General features: G+C 61.9%; 17 protein-coding genes. 5 read left to right on the plus strand and 12 right to left on the minus strand.

Annotated features, from left to right (window positions below):
• Nucleotides 1–6: 6 nt before the first annotated feature.
• The 8 genes from HU762_RS01810 to HU762_RS01845 form a co-directional block, all read right to left on the minus strand.
• Nucleotides 7–825, minus strand: a complete 819-nt coding sequence (locus HU762_RS01810; RefSeq protein WP_186632083.1) for a transporter substrate-binding domain-containing protein — start codon at nucleotides 823–825, stop codon at nucleotides 7–9.
• 232 nt (nucleotides 826–1,057) lie between these two features.
• Nucleotides 1,058–1,807: an AraC family transcriptional regulator gene (locus HU762_RS01815; RefSeq protein ID WP_186632086.1), complete on the minus strand. Its 750-nt coding sequence runs from the start codon at nucleotides 1,805–1,807 to the stop codon at nucleotides 1,058–1,060.
• Nucleotides 1,808–2,892: 1,085 nt separating this feature from the next.
• Nucleotides 2,893–4,149, minus strand: a complete 1,257-nt coding sequence (locus tag HU762_RS01820; protein ID WP_186632089.1) for an FAD/NAD(P)-binding oxidoreductase — start codon at nucleotides 4,147–4,149, stop codon at nucleotides 2,893–2,895.
• Complete coding sequence (locus tag HU762_RS01825; RefSeq protein ID WP_186632092.1) at nucleotides 4,146–4,382, minus strand: 2Fe-2S iron-sulfur cluster-binding protein; 237 nt, start codon at nucleotides 4,380–4,382, stop codon at nucleotides 4,146–4,148. Before HU762_RS01825 ends, HU762_RS01820 begins: the two co-directional genes overlap by 4 nt.
• On the minus strand, nucleotides 4,375–5,490 hold the full coding sequence (locus tag HU762_RS01830; RefSeq protein ID WP_186632095.1) for an FAD-dependent oxidoreductase: 1,116 nt from the start codon (nucleotides 5,488–5,490) through the stop codon (nucleotides 4,375–4,377). The genes HU762_RS01825 and HU762_RS01830 overlap by 8 nt, the downstream gene beginning before the upstream one ends.
• Complete coding sequence (locus HU762_RS01835) at nucleotides 5,487–6,419, minus strand: 4-hydroxyproline epimerase (RefSeq protein WP_186632098.1); 933 nt, start codon at nucleotides 6,417–6,419, stop codon at nucleotides 5,487–5,489. Before HU762_RS01835 ends, HU762_RS01830 begins: the two co-directional genes overlap by 4 nt.
• Before the next feature lie 111 nt (nucleotides 6,420–6,530).
• On the minus strand, nucleotides 6,531–7,202 hold the full coding sequence (locus HU762_RS01840; RefSeq protein ID WP_186632101.1) for a GntR family transcriptional regulator: 672 nt from the start codon (nucleotides 7,200–7,202) through the stop codon (nucleotides 6,531–6,533).
• Nucleotides 7,203–7,287: 85 nt separating this feature from the next.
• On the minus strand, nucleotides 7,288–8,454 hold the full coding sequence (locus HU762_RS01845; RefSeq protein WP_186632104.1) for an MFS transporter: 1,167 nt from the start codon (nucleotides 8,452–8,454) through the stop codon (nucleotides 7,288–7,290).
• A 135-nt stretch (nucleotides 8,455–8,589) separates the two neighbouring features.
• Between HU762_RS01845 and HU762_RS01850 the strand changes: the two genes are divergently transcribed.
• The gene (locus HU762_RS01850) at nucleotides 8,590–10,002 is read left to right on the plus strand and encodes a PLP-dependent aminotransferase family protein (protein ID WP_186632107.1); all 1,413 of its coding nucleotides are present in this window, start codon (nucleotides 8,590–8,592) and stop codon (nucleotides 10,000–10,002) included.
• A gap of 79 nt (nucleotides 10,003–10,081) precedes the next feature.
• Nucleotides 10,082–12,232, plus strand: coding sequence for a TonB-dependent receptor (locus HU762_RS01855; protein WP_186632110.1), 2,151 nt, complete (start codon nucleotides 10,082–10,084; stop codon nucleotides 12,230–12,232).
• Between the two features lie 55 nt (nucleotides 12,233–12,287).
• Here HU762_RS01855 and HU762_RS01860 read toward each other — a convergent pair whose 3' ends face one another.
• Nucleotides 12,288–13,022 carry an SDR family NAD(P)-dependent oxidoreductase gene (locus tag HU762_RS01860; protein WP_186632113.1) on the minus strand — a complete coding sequence of 245 codons (735 nt, stop codon included), beginning with the start codon at nucleotides 13,020–13,022 and terminating at the stop codon, nucleotides 12,288–12,290.
• A gap of 222 nt (nucleotides 13,023–13,244) precedes the next feature.
• Nucleotides 13,245–13,451, minus strand: coding sequence for a 4-oxalocrotonate tautomerase family protein (locus tag HU762_RS01865; RefSeq protein WP_186632116.1), 207 nt, complete (start codon nucleotides 13,449–13,451; stop codon nucleotides 13,245–13,247).
• 125 nt (nucleotides 13,452–13,576) lie between these two features.
• On the opposite strand from HU762_RS01865, the gene HU762_RS01870 reads away from it, so the two are divergent.
• Nucleotides 13,577–14,500 (plus strand): LysR family transcriptional regulator, encoded by a 924-nt coding sequence (locus tag HU762_RS01870; RefSeq protein ID WP_186632119.1) that lies wholly within the window; start codon nucleotides 13,577–13,579, stop codon nucleotides 14,498–14,500.
• A gap of 163 nt (nucleotides 14,501–14,663) precedes the next feature.
• Here HU762_RS01870 and HU762_RS01875 read toward each other — a convergent pair whose 3' ends face one another.
• Both HU762_RS01875 and HU762_RS01880 read right to left on the minus strand, forming a co-directional pair.
• Nucleotides 14,664–15,095, minus strand: a complete 432-nt coding sequence (locus HU762_RS01875; RefSeq protein ID WP_186632122.1) for a nuclear transport factor 2 family protein — start codon at nucleotides 15,093–15,095, stop codon at nucleotides 14,664–14,666.
• A 149-nt stretch (nucleotides 15,096–15,244) separates the two neighbouring features.
• Complete coding sequence (locus tag HU762_RS01880) at nucleotides 15,245–16,141, minus strand: LysR substrate-binding domain-containing protein (RefSeq protein WP_186632125.1); 897 nt, start codon at nucleotides 16,139–16,141, stop codon at nucleotides 15,245–15,247.
• Nucleotides 16,142–16,231: 90 nt separating this feature from the next.
• Here HU762_RS01880 and HU762_RS01885 point away from each other — a divergent pair, with 90 nt between their 5' ends.
• Together HU762_RS01885 and HU762_RS01890 are read left to right on the plus strand one after the other, a co-directional pair.
• Complete coding sequence (locus HU762_RS01885; protein WP_186632128.1) at nucleotides 16,232–17,647, plus strand: MFS transporter; 1,416 nt, start codon at nucleotides 16,232–16,234, stop codon at nucleotides 17,645–17,647.
• On the plus strand, nucleotides 17,644–18,918 hold the full coding sequence (locus tag HU762_RS01890; protein ID WP_186632131.1) for a glucarate dehydratase family protein: 1,275 nt from the start codon (nucleotides 17,644–17,646) through the stop codon (nucleotides 18,916–18,918). Before HU762_RS01885 ends, HU762_RS01890 begins: the two co-directional genes overlap by 4 nt.
• Nucleotides 18,919–18,936 lie beyond the last annotated feature (18 nt).

The raw sequence follows: 18,936 nt of genomic DNA on the forward strand, positions 1-18,936 counted from the left end.
CGATCCTCAGTAGTAGACCTGGGGCACGGTCAGGTTGGCCGGCGGGATTTCGGTGCCGACCCATTTGACGAACAGCTCCTTGTACCGGCCGGTGCGCACCTGTTGGTTGACGAAGAGGTTGAGGTAATTGATCAGGCCGTATTCGCTGCGCTTGGCGCCGAGGGACACGTAGTCGATGACATAAGGCGCATCACCGGCGATTTTCAAGCCCTTGTACTTGCCCGACTTGATCGTCGCGGCGGCCACGGTGTTGGTCACCACGGTTGCATCGATGTGCCCTTGGGCAACCGCCAACAGGGTGTCGTTCTGCGATTGATACGCGCGAAAGCTACCGCTGCCCCAGCTCTTCTGGTCTTTTTCCAGGGCAATGGCTTCATAGGTGCTGCTGGTGTTGCCGAGTTTCTTGCCCTTGAGGTCGGCGTAGCTGTTGATGCCGGTGTCGTCGCGGGTCAGCACGACCATCTGGAAGGCGAAGTAGGGAACGGTCAGGCCAACGGTCTTGGCCCGCTCCAAGGTGTCGGAGGTGGAGGCGACGATCACATCGGCGCGGCCTGAAAGCAGCGCGGGGATTCGGTCGGAGAACGGCGTTTCAACCACTTCGGCATCGACGCCGAGGACCTTCGCCAGGTCGTGACAATAGTCAACGTCGAAGCCGGCCGGCTTGTTGCTTTCATCGCGAAAGCCCATGGGCGGGAAATCCAGGGTCACGGCGCAACGCAGTTTGCCCGAACCGATGATGTCGTCGAGCTTGTCAGCCTGGGCGGGAAGGGAGAGCAGAGGGAAAAGCACAACGCTGAGGGCTACGGCCAATGCAGGGTTTTTCATAAATGCCTCGCTGTCGAATAAATGCGGTGAGATATCGTACTGAGGATTTCGTATACGATATGAGATAAGCAAATGGCGTGCCTCTTTGGCCTTTAATCCGAGCTTGTCGATAAGCCGTTGATAAACATTGTTTTACTGGATTGTGAGCGCATCAGCATCCTGTGGGGACACGCAGGCACGGTGTTACAGATGGGAGCAATCGCGCCAATAAACGCCCTGTAAAGGAACAGCTTCAGGGCAGGTTTTCACGGTACTGACTGGGCGAAAGGCTGGTCAGCGCGCGGAACTGGCGGCTGAACGCACTGTGGTCGGTGTATCCACAGCGCAGGGCGATCTCGGTGATGGGCAGGTCCTTTTCCAACAGCAGTCGCGAAGCCTCGTCAAGCCGCGCTTTTTGGATCATCTGGCGCGGCGTGAGTTGGAAGATGCGTTTGCAGTGTCGCTCCAGTTGCGCCACTGAAAACCCGGCAATGGCGGTCAGCTCGGCGAGGCTGATGGGGCGAGCGAAGTGCTGCTTGATGTGCGCGTCCACCGCAGCCAGCTTCTGAAAAGCCGGGTGGCCCGATTGCGGTCGTTGCAGATCGCGAGAGATGCCGGCCAGACCGACAATTTGGCCGCCGGGTTCGTGCAGGGCGAGTTTGTGGGTGAGGCACCACACGGGCTGATTGCCGTAGTAAAGGTGCAGTTCGAGTTGGTCGGCCAGCTCTCGTCCGCTGGCGAGCACTCGTCGATCCTGCTCGGTGTACAGCGGGCCGAAGCGCTCCGGGAATACTTGTTCGGCGGTGAGGCCGATCAGATCGTCGCTGTGCTTGAAACCGCAGCGCCGGGTGAGGGTTCGGTTGACGAAGGCGTAGCGGGCTTGACGGTCCTTGATGAAGAACACCGTGTCCGTGAGGGTGTCGAGCAAGGGTGCTATGGGTTTCAGGCTTTCCAGCAAGGTGTCGAGGTTGCACGGTGCGAAGGATGAGAGCGAGGGGTACATGGCCTGCTTCGTCTTTTTTTGGTGAGGGGTGAGTGTTGATTGAGGGGGATGTGTTTGTCACGTGTTCGTCTGGGGAATGATGTTTGTCGTGGGGCGTTTTTTTGCGTACATATCCGTTTTTTTGGTTGTGGCTGCTAATGGTTTCGCTTTTACAGCGACTCACTTTTATGAAGCGTAAAAGTAAGCAAAACGCTTTTGCCCCACCACTTTGTGCCTCGCTAAGGCTCGGCATGCCCTCACTCCGGCATTGCTCCGTGGGCCCGCCGCGAAGGCCCATCCATGGGCCAGCGCGGCTATCCCGGCATCCATGCCGGGATACCCACTCCACAACGCCTGCGTTCGGCCAGCGTGGTTAACGGGGCGCCGAGATCAACGTCCGCCGCGAGGCGGCCTTAGGGCCGACCTGGTTTTGGTTGGGATCGCGTTTCTTCTGTGAGTACGGGTTTGCTCGCAATGACGGTGGGTGAGCAGGCATGGCGACGAAAGTGCCTTGGTTTTGACTGGCACAAGCAAACGCCGCTTTCGAAAGCAAACGATAAACCTGTGGCGAGGGAGCTTGCTCCCGCTGGGCTGCGCAGCAGACCCAAAACCATTCAGCAAGGTGTATCTGGATAATCGCAGGGTTGCATTTTACGACTGCTGCGCAGCCGAGCGGGAGCAAGCTCCCTCGCCACGGGGGTATCGTTTTTCTTGAGTTCAGCAGGTCTTTCGAAGACCAAGACCTCCCACAGGAGGAACGCGATCACCTACAGACAGGTCGGCTATCAGGCCGCCTCGTGGTGGACGTTGATCTCGGAGCCCCGTTAACCACGCTGGCTGAACGAAGGTATTGCGCAGTGGGCAACCCGGCATGGATGCCGGGTTAGCCGCGCTGGGCCATGGATGGCCCTTCGCGGCGGCCCACGGAGCAATGCCTTCGTTCAGGCACACCGAGCCTAGGCGAGGTGCCGAGTGGTGGGGCAAAAGCGTTTTGCTTACTTTTACGCTTCATAAAAGTGAGTCGCTGTAAAAGCGAAACCATTAGTAGCCTTCACCAAAAAACCGGATATACACGCAAAAATCCGAAAACACCACCAGACGCGCACTCAAGCAGGTGGAGTCTCTTCCAGGCATAGCAGCGTCTCAATCCGCGCCGGGCTGAAGGGGGGACGCGGAAGGGGCGGCGTCCAGCCCAGCAAATACTCCAGCGCCGCACCACAAACCCGCCCCTGACAAGCCCCCATCCCACAACGACTCGCCAGCTTCGCCTCACGCCAGCTCCCATGACTGCTCAGCTCGCCAAAAGACACGTCCTCACAGCGACAAACCAACGTGTCATCCCGAACCAACTGCTTCAGGCGCAAATCCAGCGCAAAGGCAGCGTTCAGCGACCGGGCAAAACCCTGCCATCGCGCCCGACGGGGCCACAAGCGCTGGGCCGCCACGGTATCGCCGACGGCGGCGTGGCCGGCGATGGCGCCTTCGACCAAGGCCAGTTCGCTGCCGCCAAAACCGGTGCATTCTCCTGCGGCGTAAAGTCCGGGGCGAGTGGTGGCTTGCCAGGCATCGACCGCAAGGGCCTGTCCGTCAAGGCCGCAGCCCAAAGCCTGGCCCAGCTGGGTATTGGGAATAAGGCCGAAGCCACAGGCCAACCGATCACATGCCAGTTCAACAGTTTTGCCGTGTTGCAGCAGGCGCACGCCTTCGAGCTTGTCTGTTCCGAACGCTTCCAGCACGTGGGTGGCGGTGCGGTAGTGCCCGTCGAACAGGCTGAACGATTGCAGGAATTTACCCGGCCAGCGCGGCAGTTGCATGGCGAAACCGGCCACGGCGCAGCGGCTGGCCTGTTCGGCGATTCGTAGCACCTGCGCCCCGTGATGTCTCGCCGTGGCCGCGCTGGCCAGCAACAGCGGGCCGCTGCCGGCCACAACCAGGCGTTCGCCACGCACCGGCAAGCCGCCCTTGATCAGCGCTTGCAGACCGCCGGCGCCGGTGACGCCGGGCAGCGTCCAGCCGGGGAAGGGCAGCAGCAGCTCGCGGGCGCCGGTGCAGAGGATCAAGCGGTCGTAGCTGATCAGCCAACCCCGTTCGGCATCTTCCACCAGCAGGGTTTTCTCAGCGGCATTGGCGATCACCCGGGTGCCGATGCGGCACTGTATGTTGCGGCAACCCTGCAAGCGGTCGCGTAGCCGACGTGCTTCGGTGGGGAGGTGGGCCTGGGGACCGTCGCGCCAGATCTGTCCGCCCGGGATCGGGTTATCGTCCAGTAGGACGATGCGCGCGCCGCTGCTTGCCGCGGCCAGGGCTGCCGCCATGCCCGCAGGGCCGGCGCCGATGATCAGGATGTCAGTGGATTCGTTCATGGTCGGGTGCGCACCTGCATGCCTTCGTGGCACAGCGTCTGGCAGGCCAGCCGCCGACGGCCGTCGATCATCACCCGGCATTCCTGGCAGACGCCCATGCCGCACAAGGGCGCGCGACGCTGGCCGGTCACCGAGGTGCGGCTGCAGCCGTCCGCGCCCAGGGCCAACGCCGCCGCGACGCTGGTGCCGTCGGCAACCGACAATGGACGGCCATCGAGGAATAATTCAGGCATGGGCAGGTTCTCCCAGGAAGCGCTGTGGCAGGTAAGGCTGCGGGGCAAGCGGCGAAGCTTCGTTGAACAGCTGCGCGGCCAGCAGATCGGCGGTCGCAGGGGCAGTGGTCACGCCCAGTCCTTCATGACCCACCGCCAGCCACAGGCCCTTGCGCTGTGGATGTTGACCCACCAGTGGCAGGCCGTCGGGGCTCGCCGCGCGAAAACCGGTCCAGGCCCGAATGCCGTTGAGCTGTGCCAGCCCTGGCATGTAGTCCACGGCGCGCTTGAGCATCTTTGCCAACATCCAGCCTTCCACCTGTGGATCGACGTTGCCAAATTGCCGCGAGGCGCCGATGAACAGTTGCCCGGTGGGACGCGGCTGGATATTGCACGCCACCGATGGCCCGCTGGCATTGTGGGCGCTGGTGACATAGCCCAGCTCGACCAGTGTGTGGGTGACGGTGGCGGGGTAGCGATCGGTGATCAACAGATGCCCTTTCTTGGGTTCGATCGGCAGCTCCGGGCACAGCTCGGTGGCCTGGATGCCGTTGGCCAGCACCACGGCTTCGGCGCTCAGCCAGCGACCATCGGCGAGGCGTACGCGGTGGCCGTCGACTTCGCTGACTTCGGCACGCTGTTGGCAAATGTTGTCGTGATCGAGCATCCACTGGGCAGCGGCGGGCGCATAGAGAATGCCGTCGCCCTTGATCAGCAACCCACCTTCCAGGCCCGCCCGCAGTTCCGGTTCGCGCTGGTGCAGCGCGGCGCAACCGAGCAATTCGCAGGCCTCGCCATGGGCTATCAGGTTCAGGTATTTGCTGTGGGCCACGGCCATTTCTTCGGCGTTGGCCGCCAGCCACAGCGTACCGTTATTGCGCCAGGCGCAGCTTTGGGGCAGATCGGGCGCCAGTTCGCGCCATCGCTGCAGGGAATATTGGCTCAGGGCCAGTTCCGCCGGGTTGTCGTCGAGCACCAGCAGATGGCCCATGCCGGCGGCCGTGGCGCCGTGCCAACCGGCGTCCAGCACCAGCACCCGCAAGCCACGCCGGGCCAAGGTCCGGGCGCAGGCGGCCCCGATGATCCCGGCGCCGATGATGATCACATCGGCGGCGTGGCCTTCGTTCACGAACGAATGCCCCAGGCGAACGGGTCGTCCGGGTCGATGATCAGTGTGGACTCCGCGCTGATGTAGGCTCGGCCGCGAATGGTCGGCACGATGCGCTCGCCCGAGCGCTCATAAGAACCTTCGAATTGGCTGCCGATAACACTGGCCTGACGCCAGATCTGCCCGGGCTGCAGTTTGCCGTCGGCCGCCAGGCACGCCAGTTTGGCGCTGGTACCGGTGCCGCACGGAGAACGGTCATAGGCCTTGCCTGGGCAGAGCACGAAGTTTCGGCTGTCGGCATGGGGATCCTCGGCGAACAGTTCGATGTGGTCGATCAGCCCGCCGTCTTCGCCACGAAAGCCTTGTTGCTCCAAAGCCTGCTGGACCGCAAAGGTGTAGGCGGTCAGCGCGTCGAGGTTGTCACCGGCCACGCGCTGGCCGTGGTCGGCGACCAGGAAAAACCAGTTGCCGCCCCACGCCACATCGCCCACCACCGGGCCGATGCCGGGCACTTCCAGGCGCAGCGCCTGGCGATAACGGTAGGCCGGTACGTTGCGCACGCTGACGCTGTGATCGTCATGCAGCGTCGCCTGCACGGTGCCCACCGGCGTTTCGATGCTGTGCACGCCGGGGCCGATCCTGCCCAGATGCGCGAGTGACGCCACCAGGCCGATGGTGCCGTGGCCGCACATGCCCAGGTAACCGCTGTTGTTGAAGAAGATCACCCCGGCACAGGCCGACGGGTCCACCGGTTCGCAGAGCAAGGCGCCCACCAGCACATCGCTGCCGCGTGGTTCCAGCACGCACGCGGTGCGCCAGGCGTCATGCTGGTCGGCCAGCCGTTGCCGGCGCTCGGCCATGCTGCCTTGGCCCAAGTCGGGGAAACCTTCGGTGACCAATCGGGTCGGTTCGCCGCCGGTGTGGGAGTCGATCACGGTGATGCGTTTCATGGCGCCACGTCCCTTCAGGTGAGTGAAGGCAAGCGTGGCGCGTGTCGAGGGCTGGCGGCTTGAGGGTTTTATCTGCCATGCGTGACGAAATCGGCACAGCGCCAAGATGCATTACCGACTCGAAGGCAGAAACTCGAACAGCGTCTTGCAGACACCGGCGATATGCTCGTCCAGCAGTTTTACCGCACGCTCTACGTCACCGGCGCGGCAGGCATCAACGATGTCCCTGTGCTCATGATCGGCGCGCTCCTTGCCGGCGGACAGGCTCATCTGCATGCGCAGGTAACGTTCCAGCTTGTCGTGGACCGAGCGGATCAACCCCACCATGAAGGGCCGTTGCGCCGGTTCGTAGAGGCAGGCGTGCAGCTGCCAGTTCAGCTCTGCCCAGCGGCCGACGTCGTCTTCGCCGATGAATTCCCGGCAGATGCTTTCAGCCCGGGCGAAGGTCGCTTCGGTCATGTTGGGAATCGCCAGGCGCAGGACTTTGTCCTCCAACAACATCCGTACCTCGAACATCTGCGCCAGCTCAGCCTCGGACATGCGCGTGACCATGGCCCCGCGGTTGCGCTGGAACATCACCAACCCTTCGGCCTCCAGGCGCTTGAGGGCTTCGCGCACGGGGATCTTGCTGACGTTGAACTGCCGGGCGATGTCGTCCTGGCGAATCGGCTCGTCCTCGGCAAAATGTCCGGCCACGATGGCATCGCGCAGATGCCGGGTGATGATTTCCGAGGTGGAAGGGGTGTTGCCCAGATCAGGCAGATTGAACTTGGATAAAGTCACGGCGGCAGGTCGTTCGGCTGATTTGGGGATATGGTATACGAATTTGTCGCCGATAAATCCCCTTGCCATTTAAGTGGGCGTGCGTTCAGCCATGAGACGGTTGGGCGATGAAAGCAGCTGTCCGCACGATTAGCAGCCCGGTGATAGAGGCACCTGCCAGCAGCGCCAGGCCGAACACGATCAGCGCCACACCAGCGCCGAAATGATCGGCCAGCAACCCCGTCACCACTACCGGGATACTGAACCCGACATAGGCGAACAGGAAGAATCCGGCCGTGACCCGGGCCTTCTGCGCACCGGCCATGGCGGTGATGGCCGACAATCCACCCAAGTAAAGAAAACCGTAGCATGCGCTGCTGGCGCCCAGCGCACCCAACAACACGGCGGGCAGCGAACCCTCGCTCGCGCCCCAGGCCAGCAGGGCGTAACTCAGAGGCAAAACCAACAATCCCAATCCGGTGGCCCTGGCCGGATGCATGCGGCGTACCCAGGGCTGAAAGACCAACCCACAGCTGATGACCGTGAATGTCGACAGGCCGGACCATTGCTGCAAGTCATGAGCGGCGAGCACCGAAGGCAGGATGGCGATCACCAGGCCCGACGTCGCCCAGGCCAGCAGCATGGAGAAGCTGTAGGGTAGGCTGCCACTCGGAAACACAGGCAGGCGTAGCAACGGCGCATGCTTGATTCTCTCGGCGGGGTCCGGCAGGCGCCAGACCACGACCAGGGCCAAGGCAGCGAGCATCAACTGCAACCAGAAGCTGCCAGGCGTGACGCTGGGAAGGGCGAGCAAAAACAGGCTGGTCAACGCCGCGCCCAGGCCAAAACCCAGCGACGTACTGGCCGTGACTCGGTTAGCCGGCGAACGGGCGTCGCACGTCGGCATCAGCTCCATCATGTACGCAGTCGAGGTCGCCGAGGCCAGCCCGGTCCCGACGCCCATCATCAGGCGCGCCACGCCCAGGGCGATCAGGTTCGGCCAAAGCATCGTGACCACCGTCGCCAGCATCGACAGGCCAAGCGCCGCAAGGATCAGCGGCTTGCGGCCCACCCGGTCGGCCAATCCGCCGAAGGCCAGCAGCACCGGCAACACGCCCAGCACATACCCGGAAAACGCCACTGCCGTGGCAGCGGCGCCGTAGCCGGACAACTGCGCATAAGTGGTGTACAGCGGCGCCTGCAGATTGACCGCCAGGGTGATCAGGCAAAGACCGAAAGCCAATCCCCATGAGTGTCGTTGCTGTGTGTTCAAAAGTGTTCCTTAGCCGCAGTAGAGAGTCCTTGGGACTATCACGGCAGGGCACCGCGCAAACAAGGAACAGACGGTCGCCTTTTATGCTTAACTGTTCGTCCGAAATGAGCGAACACTTGATCGAGAACCCGCGCCATGGACCTGAAGATCGATCGCAACGCAAAGGGGCCGCTGCTGCGGCACCTCGTCGCCCAAATCACGGGCTGGATCAACACCCATGGCGTCCGCGCCGGCGCTCGAATGCCTTCGATCCGCCAACTGGCAACGGAAAATGACCTGAGTCTGTCGAGCGTGATCAAGGCTTATGACCAGTTGGTGGCGAGCGGGGTGCTGGAGTCCCGGCATGGCTCGGGTTTCTTCGTGGCGCAACAGTTGCCCGAGGCGTTGGCGCCGGAGGTCGAAGAAACGCTCGCGTGGCCGTTATTCGATCACCAATCGACGCAACTCAAGCTAGGGTGCGGCTGGCTGCCGGACGCGTGGCGCGACGACACTGATCTGGCCCAGGCGATTCGCCAGGTGGTGCGCAGCGACAATCAGGCGCTGTTCAACTACAGCACGCCGTTGGGCTCCGCTCATCTGCGGCTGCACATCCAGAAGCGGCTGGGCCTGATCGACATTCATGTCGATCCCCGTCAGATCCTCACCACCCAAGGCGCCAGCCACGGTCTCGACCTGTTGGTGCGCACGCTGCTCAAGCCGGGTGACCTGGTGCTGGTGGAAAGCCCTGGTTATTACAACCTGTTCAACCTGCTGAAGTTGCACGGGGTCAGGACCCTGTCGGTCCCGAGAACCGCTCAAGGGCCGGACATCGCCAGCCTGGAGCGGCTGCTCGAAGAGCATCGACCGTCGTATTTCTTCATCAATAGCATGTACCAGAACCCCACCGGCACGAGCCTGGCGCCCAGCGTGGCGTATCGCCTGTTGCAACTGGCGACACTGCATGACTTTCGTCTCATCGAGGACGATATCTACGCCGATTTCCAGAACGGCCCGACGTCTCGCCTGGCCTCCCTCGACGCCCTGGACCGGGTGATATACCTGGCGAGTTTTTCCAAGACGTTGTCCAGTTCGTTGCGCATCGGTTACGTGGTCGCCCAACCCGAAATCATCAACCGCCTGGCCGAAATCAAAATGGTCACCGGTATCGGCTGCTCATTGCTGGCGGAAAACGTCGTGGCAACCTTGTTGGCCAACGGCGCGTATCGCAAGTTGATCCAACGCTTGCGCCTGCGCTTGAACAAGCAGATGGCGAGCACGCTGCGGCAGCTCGATCCGGCTTATTGGCAGGTCTTCGCCGAACCGAGCGGAGGCCTGTTCGTGTGGGCCAGGCCCCGGCACGTGTCGGCCGAGCGGGTGCAGCAGATCGCCGCGCAACTGCAAGTGCAGTTGTCCCGGGGTTCGACGTTCTTGCCTCAAGGTGAAGCGTGTGACTGGTTGCGGTTGAATGTGGCGTACACCCAGGATGCCCGTGCGCAGTCTTTTTTCAGACAGATCGAGAGTGAGTCGACAATTGGCACAACGGTACTAATGGGAATGGATATCAAATAGGAATGAGTTACTGTATCCTTCGCGACACATTCTTGTCGGTCCAGAGGGGCCGACGTTCTTTGGTTAGGATTGTGCGTCGATGCGTCGGATACTCGTTTCACTGTGTGTGCTCCAGGCTTATTCCATTCCCACGTGGGCAGACGAGCCCAGCCCTGCAGACAGGGCACCTCTGGAGCTGCAAGCCACCGATATCGTAGGCACCGCGGATTTCGAAACCGCCCAGGGACCTGTGAAGGGTTATCGCGCGACCCGTTCAGCCAGTGCCACGCGTACCGACACCGCGATCCATGAAACCCCGCAGTCCATCTCTGTCGTGTCCCGCGACGTCGTCGAAGACCTCAGCGCCACTCGCCTGCAAGACGCTCTCGATTACGCCGGCGGCGTAGGCCGGGCCAACAACTTCGGCGGCCAGGGCTTGACCACGTTTACCGTGCGCGGCTTCACCACGGGTGAGTTCTACCGCAACGGTTTCCCGATCAATCGTGGCTACCCGAACATGCCCGACGCCAACACCATCGAGCGACTGGAAGTCTTGCGCGGCCCGGCGACGATGCTTTATGGCCGTGGCGATCCCGGCGGCACTTTCAACGTGGTTTCCAAGCAACCGCTGGCCGAGCGCGCGGTGACCCTGGGCAGCCAGGTCAGCGACCAAGGGATGCGCCGAGGCACCCTGGACGCGTCCGGCCCCTTGGACGAAGAAGGGCGGTTGGCGTATCGCCTGAATGTGATCGGCGAGGGCGGCGACACGTTCCGCGACGATGTCGAGACCGAACGCTATGGCGTTGCGCCCGTGGTCTCCTGGCAGGTCAACGACACCACGCGCCTGATCTTCGAAGGCGATTTCATGCGCAACAATCATCCCCTGGACCGTGGCTTGACCCACTATGCCGGGCAGCGCGGCACGGCGTCCCGCGACACTTTTTTCGGCGAAAAAGACGTCGGCAAACTGCACAACGACAACAGCATGCTGCAGGTGCGTTTCGAACACATGCTCAACGACGACTGGACCCTGGCCGGCGGCACCCAGTGGCTTGACGGGACGCTTCAAGGCAACGCGGTCGAAGGCAACGGCATCGCCGCCGACGGGCGCACCCTGGGGCGAAATTTCAACTACCGCAAGCTCGAATGGACTGACCGTGACACCCAGCTCAACCTCACCGGACATTTCTCTACCGGCGGGTTCGAGCACACGCTGTTGACCGGCGTGGAGTATGAAGATTATGACTACCAGTCGATCATCCGACGTTCCGCCGCGGGCGCTGGCGCATATCCGATCGACATCTTCGATCCGGTGTCCGGTCAGCCACGCCCGGCATTGACCCGCACGCCCACCGACGACCAGGAAAACCTCAAGACGTTTGGTGTGTTCGTCCAGGATCAAGTGGCGCTGACCGAGCGTTTGAAGGTGTTGGCTGGTGCGCGTTTCGAGCGGTTCGAGCATCAATATGAGACCTTTGTGCCTGTCCCGGCTAACCAACGGCCAGGCAGCCGCAACTGGGACGTTACCGAAAGCGCGGTCACGCCGCGCCTGGGCGTGATCTACGACCTGACCGACACGGTGGCCGTCTACGCCAACACCGCCCGTTCGTTCAAACCCAACAACGGCGCCAGCCGCGAAGGCGGTGGGTTCAAGCCGGAAGAGGGCAAGTCGTATGAAATGGGCGTCAAATGGGAAGCCCTGGATCGCCAGTTGAGCGTCGATGCGGCGGTGTACCAGATCGAAAAACGCAACGTCTTGACCCCGGATCCGCTGGATTCAACCTTCAACGTGGCCGCCGGCGAAGTCCGCAGCCGTGGCTTCGACCTGAACGTGGCGGGCAACCTGACCCCCGAATGGCGCGTCATCGGCGGCTACGCCTACGTGGATGCCGAAGTGACCAAGGACGCCAACATCCCCACCGGCACTCGCTTGCTCAACGTGCCCAAGAACACCTTCAGCCTGTTGAACATGTACGAGTTCCAAGACGGCGGCCTCAAGGGCCTAGGCCTGGGCGTGGGCACCAAGTACGTCGACGAGCGGGCCGGCAACACGGCGGCTACCACCTTCACTATGGACAATTACACCGTGGTCGACCTGCTTGGCTACTACAAGGTCAACGAGCGCATTCGTCTCAATCTGGACCTGAAGAACCTGTTCGACGCGGATTATGAAGAAGGCGCGTTTGGTGGCGTGTACGCCTACCCGGGCGCACCGCGCACCGTGCAGGCGGGGATTTCCTACTCGTTGTAAATCCCCCGTTTTATAAGAGACCCCCGAAGGTCCTGCCTTCGGGGGTTTTGTTTTTTTACCACTTGCCGCTGCTCATTCCGCCGTCCACCGGCAGGATCGCGCCGGTCGTAAAATCCGCGCCGGCGAGGTACAGCACGGCGTCGGCGATCTCGTCGATGGTGCCCACCCGACCGGCCGGGGCCAGGTTGTTGAGGAAATCGCGGTGCGCCGGGTCATGCATGGGCGTGTCGATGATGCCGGGTGCCACCGCGTTGACCTTGATGTTGTGGGGCGACAATTCCAGGGCCAGGGCGCGGGTCATCTGGTTCACACCGCCCTTGATCAGCACCGGCAGCGCCGCAGGCACTTGGATGTTCGGTTGCAGCGCTACCGAGGCGGAGATGTTGATGATGAAACCCTGCCGGCGGCTGATCATGTGGGCGGCAGCGGCCTGGCTGGCGTAAACCAGCCCTTTGAGGTTGGTGTCCAGCAGCGACTCGAGATCCTGGGGGCTGTATTCAACGAAGGGTTTTGGCAGGAAGAAGCCGGCGTTATTGACCAGACCATCCACGGCACCGAAGGCTTCGATGGCTTTGCCGATGAGGGCGGTTGAAGTCGCAGGGTCGGCAATGTCGCCCGCCACACCGATGAAACTGGCTGGATGACCCAGTTGCCCCGCCGCGTCGTCCAGGCCAGCCTGGGAACGGGCGTTGCCCACTACGTTATAGCCGCGTGCCAGGAACGCCTTGACCAAGCCAAGGCCAATGCCGCTGGAGGCGCCGGTGATGATGACGGTTTTTTGATTGCTCATGATATTGACTCCTGATCACGTTGAGTTGGGAACCGCTGCGGCGGTTTGGCCGCTGGTTGTGATCAGGGTATTGGTGCGCTTGGGTTTGATAAATATGGCTTCTGGTACTTGAGTTGATACGTGGTGTAATTAATGCTCGGCTTCGCTGTAAACAGTGCGGGATGAGGTCTGCAGGCACAAAAAAAGCCCGGTCATCGGGCCGGGCTCGGGAGGGACTGAATATTATTCCTTGGGTTGGCTTCGAAACTCCGTCGTCGTTATCCCTGCATAGCCCCAGTTATCGGTGTCGATTTCCTCGATCACGATGTGGGTCAGGTGTGGATCCTTGCCCAGCACGCGCTGCAAGGTTTCGGTGATTTCGGAAATCACCTGGGCTTTCTGCTCGCGGGTAACGCCATCGCGGGTGATACGAACGTTGACGAAAGGCATGCTGCACTCCAATTGAACACATGTACGCAGGAAGAGCCCCGCGCAATCGAGGCCACTGTATTTATACGCCACGGGCTGATAAACAGGCATTGGGAATATTCAGTTGATACGCGGTGTAATGAATCATGAAGCGTCATTTCGAAGACTTGCAGTTGGGCAGCATCGAATTGTTCTGCCTGGCGGCGGAGGCGGGCAGTTTTACCGCGGCGGCCCAAGTCGCGGGCGTTACCCCGGCGGCGGTGAGCCGTTCGATCTTTCGCCTGGAGGAGCGCCTGGGGTCGCGGCTGTTCGTGCGCACCACCCGCAGCATCCGGCTGACCGACGCCGGCCGGACCTATTTCGAGCAATGCCGCCAGGCGCTGACGCAACTGGTCGAGGCGCAACAGGAAATGATGGGCGCGCAGTCGGTGCCGTCCGGACAGCTGCGCATCAGCGTGCCCACGACCTACGGTCATCACCGTATCCTGCCGTTGCTGCCGATGTTTCGCGCGTTGTACCCGCAAGTCAGCGTGGACATCCATCTGAGCAACCGCAACATCGACTTCGTCGCCGAGGGTTACGACTTGGCGATACGGGTCCGGGCCCAGCCGGATTCCTCGATGATCGCCCGGTTGTTGGAGGATGCGCGGCTGGTGGTGGTCGCCGCGCCGGATTACTTGCGCAAGGCAGGCACGCCGCAGACGCTGGAGGACCTCGACGTACATGACTGCATCCAGTTTGAATTGCCCAGCAGCGGTCGCCGTATCTCCTGGCTGTTCAACGTCGAGGGCAAGGAGAGGGAAATAGTCGCCCAGGGGAGCTATTGCTGCTCTGACGATGTGCTGGGTGGGGTGACGCTGGCCAAGCATGGCGCGGGATTGTTCCAGACCTATCGGTTCATCGTTGAACAGGAACTGGCGGACGGGCAGTTGGTGGAAGTGCTTGCGCCTTTTTCCGGGCGCTCGCGGCCGTTCACCTTGCTGTATCCCCATGGCCGGTACGTGCCGCAGCGGGTGCGGGCGTTTGTGGATTTCCTGCTGGAGTACCGTACGCAGTGGGCCGGAGCCTGACGCAAGGCGCCAAGGCTGAAAGGGCATTCCTGTGGCGAGGGAGCTTGCTCCCGCTGGGCCGGTCCGACGCCTCGGGCGCAGCAGCCCCAAAATGTTGCGGTCGCTGCGCAACCGAGCGGGAGCAAGCTCCCTCGCCACGAAGGTTTCCCGACTTAACCAGAAATCAGAACCTGAACGCCTGACGGCCGATCAGCAGCCATTTGCCGTTCTGTTTCTGCCAGATCTGGAAATTCTCGATTTCCGTCGGGACCACCTCAGTGCCCTTGAGCGCCTGGGCCGAGAAGTGATTGCGCACCAGCGCTACGTCGCCTGACAGGGTGATTTTCTGGTTTTTCATTTCCAGGGTCTTGAACGCGCTCTTGCCGGTTTCGATGTCCGCGATGAAGGCTTTCTTGTCCTGGATGTTGCCGCTGGAGTGGCCGTAGGTCAGGTTTTCGGCGGCCAGGGCCTGAAGCTGAGGGATGTCTTTGTGCAGCATGGCCTGGGTCAGGTGATCGACCGCTTGGGCGACTTCTTTCTCGGCCGAGGCGGGGGCGGCGGCGACATAGCCGCTGAAGAGGCAAACGAAACTGACAAGCAGGGTTGCTTTTCTCATGGGTCTTTCCTTGTTGTTGTAGGTATCAGGAATGCGAGCGCTGGGTGCTCGTCGGTCATCGTACAACTTGTCAGGGAAGACTGGAATAGGCCGCTGCTAATGTGGCGAGCAAGCCAAGCTCTCTCTCGCCACAGGTTTCACTCCGGTAATCAAACCCCGTCCCGAACCGCCCCGCGAATCCCTTCCAGCAGCATGGTGAACGCCGGGTTGTCATTGTCCTCGCGCCACACCAAGTGCAGCTCGCTCTGCACGCCTTCGCCCAGGTCGATCTCGCGAAACACCACTTGCTTGAACACCACGCTGGTCGCACAACGCGGCACCAGCGCCAGGCCCATGCCGGCGTTGACCAGCGCCAGGATGGTCAGCGACGATCCCAGCCATTGCACGAACTGCGGCGCGACCCTGGCCGAGCGCAGCATGCCGGTGAGCAGTTCGTTGAAGGGCGGGTAGGCGGAGTGGGAGTACATGAGGAAGGGTTGCCCATCCAGGTCTTGCACGCTGACAGCTTCGGCGCTCGCCAGCGGATGTCCGGCGGGCACGGCCAAAACGAACGGCTCGCGCACCAGGCATTCGGTGGCGTAGCCTGTTTCCAGCAGCGGTGAGCGGACGATGCCCAGGTCGATGCGCTTGGCGCGCAGGGCTTCGTGTTGTTGGTAGGTGTTCATCTCCGCCAGGACGATTTTGACTTGGGGCTGTTTCAGCCGGGCCTCGGCAATCACCTTGGGCAGGAACTCGTACACCGCGCTGCCGACGAAGCTGATGGTCACCGAGCCAATGTCGCCCTTGGCAAAACGCTTGGCGGCCTCGGCGGCTTGTTGCGCCTGTTCCAGCAGGTTCTGTGCCTCGATGAAGAACGCCCGGCCGGCGGCGGTGAGTGCCACGCTGCGGGTGCTGCGGGTGAACAGTTCGACGCCCAGGTGGTGCTCCAGCAATTGGATCTGCCGGCTCAGCGGTGGCTGGGTCATGTTCAGGCGTTCGGCGGCGCGACGGAAGTTGAGTTCGGTCGCCACGGTGGTGAAGCAGCGGAGCTGAGCCAGTTCAAACATTGATTCAATCCAGGTATCAATCAAGTGCCAAGTTAGATTAGACGGGAACAATCCGCCGCGTCCATCATCGTCCCGTTCCTCACAAAAACAATGATCGGGAGGCACCCTTTGAATAACGTAACGGACTCCACCCATGACAGCACCCTGGCGCTCGCGGCGGCCAAGGTCAAACGTCATGTATTGCCGTTGGTGGTGGTGATGTTCATCGTCAATTACATCGACCGCGTCAACATCGGCTTCGTACGCAGCCACCTGGAAACCGACCTCGGTATCGGCGCCGCCGCCTATGGCCTCGGTGCCGGGCTGTTCTTCATCGGGTACGCGCTGTTCGAAGTCCCGTCCAACATGCTGCTGCAGCGCTACGGTGCGCGGGCCTGGCTGACGCGCATCATGTTCACCTGGGGCGCGGCGGCCATGGCCATGGCCTTTGTGCAAGGCGAGACCAGCTTCTATGTGCTGCGCTTCATCCTCGGCGCGGCGGAGGCGGGGTTCTTTCCCGGCATCATCTATTACTTCACCCAGTGGCTGCCGGCGAACGAGCGCGGCAAGGCGATGGCGATCTTCCTGAGCGGCTCGGCCATCGCTTCGGTGATTTCCGGACCGGTGTCCGGCGCCTTGTTGCACATCAGTGGGCTGGGCCTGCACGGCTGGCAGTGGATGTTCCTGATTGAAGGCGGCGCGTCCATTGTGCTGTGCGGGTTCGTCTGGTTCTGGCTGCAATCTCATCCCAGCCAGGCCAAATGGCTGACGGCCGAAGAGAAGACTGTCCTGATCGCCGCGATTGCCGAAGAACAGCGGGCGCGGGAGGCTGCGCAAGTGGTCAAGCCGTCAATGTTCAAGTTGCTTGCCGACCGACAGATTGCGCTGTTCTGCTTCATCTACTTTTCCATCGCCCTGACGATTTATGGCGCCACGTTCTGGCTGCCCAGCATGATCAAGAAAATGGGCAATCTGGGCGATTTCCAGGTCGGCTTGTTCAATTCCATCCCGTGGATCATTTCCATCGTCGCGATGTACGGCTTCGCCGCCCTGGCCGGTAAATGGAAATTCCAGCAGGCCTGGGTTGCGGTGACGCTGGTTATCGCGGCGTTCGGCATGTTCATGTCCACCACTGGCGGACCGATCTTCGCCTTCGTCGCCATCTGCTTCGCGGCGATCGGCTTCAAGGCTGCGTCGGCGTTGTTCTGGCCCATTCCCCAAGGTTATCTGGATGCGCGCATCGCGGCGGCGGTGATCGCCTTGATCAACTCCATCGGCAACCTCGGCGGCTTCGTTGCACCGACGGCCTTCGGTTTTCTCGAACAGACCACCGGGTCTATAGAAGGCGGCTTGTACGGATTGGCCATCACTTCGTTGGTCGCCGCCGTGGTGATCTTTTTCGCCCGCACCACACCCAAGCGCGACACCCCGGATTCATTGTCCGGCCGGCGTGAAAGCGTTGCCGACGCCCAATCACCGGAAAAACCCCAAGCCCTGAACCCTGGCCCATCGGGAGCCGCTGTATGAAGATCAAACGCGTCACCGTCACACCCATTGCCTTTCGCGATCCACCGCTGCTGAACGCCAGCGGCATCCACGAGCCGTTCGCGCTGCGATCGATCATCGAGATTGAAAGCGACAACGGCTACATCGGCCTCGGCGAGAGCTACGGCGATGCGCCGGCCCTGGCGATTCAGCAACAGGTCCAGAGTCAACTGATCGGCCTGGATCCGTTCAACCTCAACCAGTTGCGGGCTATCGTCCAGGCAACTGTCGCGGCCCATAAACCAGCGAGCGTCGCCGGTGCCGAACTGGCGCCGGGCTCCCATGCGAGCAAGGCGGTGAGCAATGCCTATTCCGCGTTCGAGGTCGCTTGCCTGGATTTGCAGGCGCACTACCTGAACGTGCCGCTGGTGGACTTGCTGGGCGGCGCTATCCGTGACGAGATACCGTTCAGCGCCTACCTGTTCTTCAAGTACGCCGAGCACATCGATTCGCCTTACCCGCCGGACAGTTGGGGCGAAGCGCTGAATGAGCAACAGATCGTCGCCCAGGCCCGGCGCATGATCGAGGAATACGGCCTCAAGAGCATCAAGCTCAAGGCCGGCGCCTTGGAGCCTGAGCATGAAGTCGCCTGCATCAAGGCGTTGAAGCAGGCGTTTCCCGGTCACCCGTTGCGCATCGATCCGAATGGCAACTGGTCGTTGGAGACTTCGATCCGCATGGCCGAGCTGCTCGGGGATGACTTGCAGTATTACGAGGACCCGACGCCTGGGCTGGAGGGCATGGCCGAGCTGCACAAACGTACGGGATTGCCGCTGGCGACGAATATGGTGGTGACCGATTTCGACGAGTTTCGCCGCAGCGTGGCCCAGGACAGCGTGCAGATCGTCCTCGCCGACCACCATTATTGGGGAGGGCTGCGGGACACCCAAGTACTGGCGAAGATGTGCGACACCTTTGGCCTCGGGGTGTCGATGCATTCCAACTCGCACCTGGGCATCAGCTTGATGGCGATGGCCCACGTGGCGGCTTCGGTGCCGAACCTGGATTACGCCTGTGACACGCATTATCCCTGGCAGGAGCCGGATGAAGAGGTGATCAAGGGCGGCAAGCTGCCGTTTGTCGATGGCTGCGTGAAAATCACCCGGGCGCCGGGTCTCGGACTGGAGCTGGACCGCGATCAACTGGGCAAGCTGCATGAACAGTTCCTCAGTTGCGGCATTCGCCAGCGTGACGATGTCCGGCAGATGCGCCGCTACCGGCCGGATTGGAAAACCGTCAAGCCGCGGTTCTGATCTGAAGGCGAGGGGGCC

It is taken from the genome of Pseudomonas sp. SWRI92, assembly GCF_014268685.1.
Taxonomy (GTDB): Bacteria; Pseudomonadota; Gammaproteobacteria; order Pseudomonadales; family Pseudomonadaceae; genus Aquipseudomonas; species Aquipseudomonas marvdashtae.

Excerpts from the sequence above, each read along its gene's own strand:
- HU762_RS01810 (WP_186632083.1), bottom strand. The coding sequence starts at position 825 with ATGAAAAACCCTGCATTGGCCGTAGCCCTCAGCGTTGTGCTTTTCCCT.
- HU762_RS01815 (WP_186632086.1), bottom strand. The coding sequence starts at position 1,807 with ATGTACCCCTCGCTCTCATCCTTCGCACCGTGCAACCTCGACACCTTG.
- HU762_RS01820 (WP_186632089.1), bottom strand. The coding sequence starts at position 4,149 with ATGAACGAATCCACTGACATCCTGATCATCGGCGCCGGCCCTGCGGGC.
- HU762_RS01825 (WP_186632092.1), bottom strand. The coding sequence starts at position 4,382 with ATGCCTGAATTATTCCTCGATGGCCGTCCATTGTCGGTTGCCGACGGC.
- HU762_RS01835 (WP_186632098.1), bottom strand. The coding sequence starts at position 6,419 with ATGAAACGCATCACCGTGATCGACTCCCACACCGGCGGCGAACCGACC.
- HU762_RS01850 (WP_186632107.1), top strand. The coding sequence starts at position 8,590 with ATGGACCTGAAGATCGATCGCAACGCAAAGGGGCCGCTGCTGCGGCAC.
- HU762_RS01855 (WP_186632110.1), top strand. The coding sequence starts at position 10,082 with ATGCGTCGGATACTCGTTTCACTGTGTGTGCTCCAGGCTTATTCCATT.
- HU762_RS01860 (WP_186632113.1), bottom strand. The coding sequence starts at position 13,022 with ATGAGCAATCAAAAAACCGTCATCATCACCGGCGCCTCCAGCGGCATT.
- HU762_RS01865 (WP_186632116.1), bottom strand. The coding sequence starts at position 13,451 with ATGCCTTTCGTCAACGTTCGTATCACCCGCGATGGCGTTACCCGCGAG.
- HU762_RS01870 (WP_186632119.1), top strand. The coding sequence starts at position 13,577 with ATGAAGCGTCATTTCGAAGACTTGCAGTTGGGCAGCATCGAATTGTTC.
- HU762_RS01875 (WP_186632122.1), bottom strand. The coding sequence starts at position 15,095 with ATGAGAAAAGCAACCCTGCTTGTCAGTTTCGTTTGCCTCTTCAGCGGC.
- HU762_RS01880 (WP_186632125.1), bottom strand. The coding sequence starts at position 16,141 with ATGTTTGAACTGGCTCAGCTCCGCTGCTTCACCACCGTGGCGACCGAA.
- HU762_RS01885 (WP_186632128.1), top strand. The coding sequence starts at position 16,232 with ATGATCGGGAGGCACCCTTTGAATAACGTAACGGACTCCACCCATGAC.
- HU762_RS01890 (WP_186632131.1), top strand. The coding sequence starts at position 17,644 with ATGAAGATCAAACGCGTCACCGTCACACCCATTGCCTTTCGCGATCCA.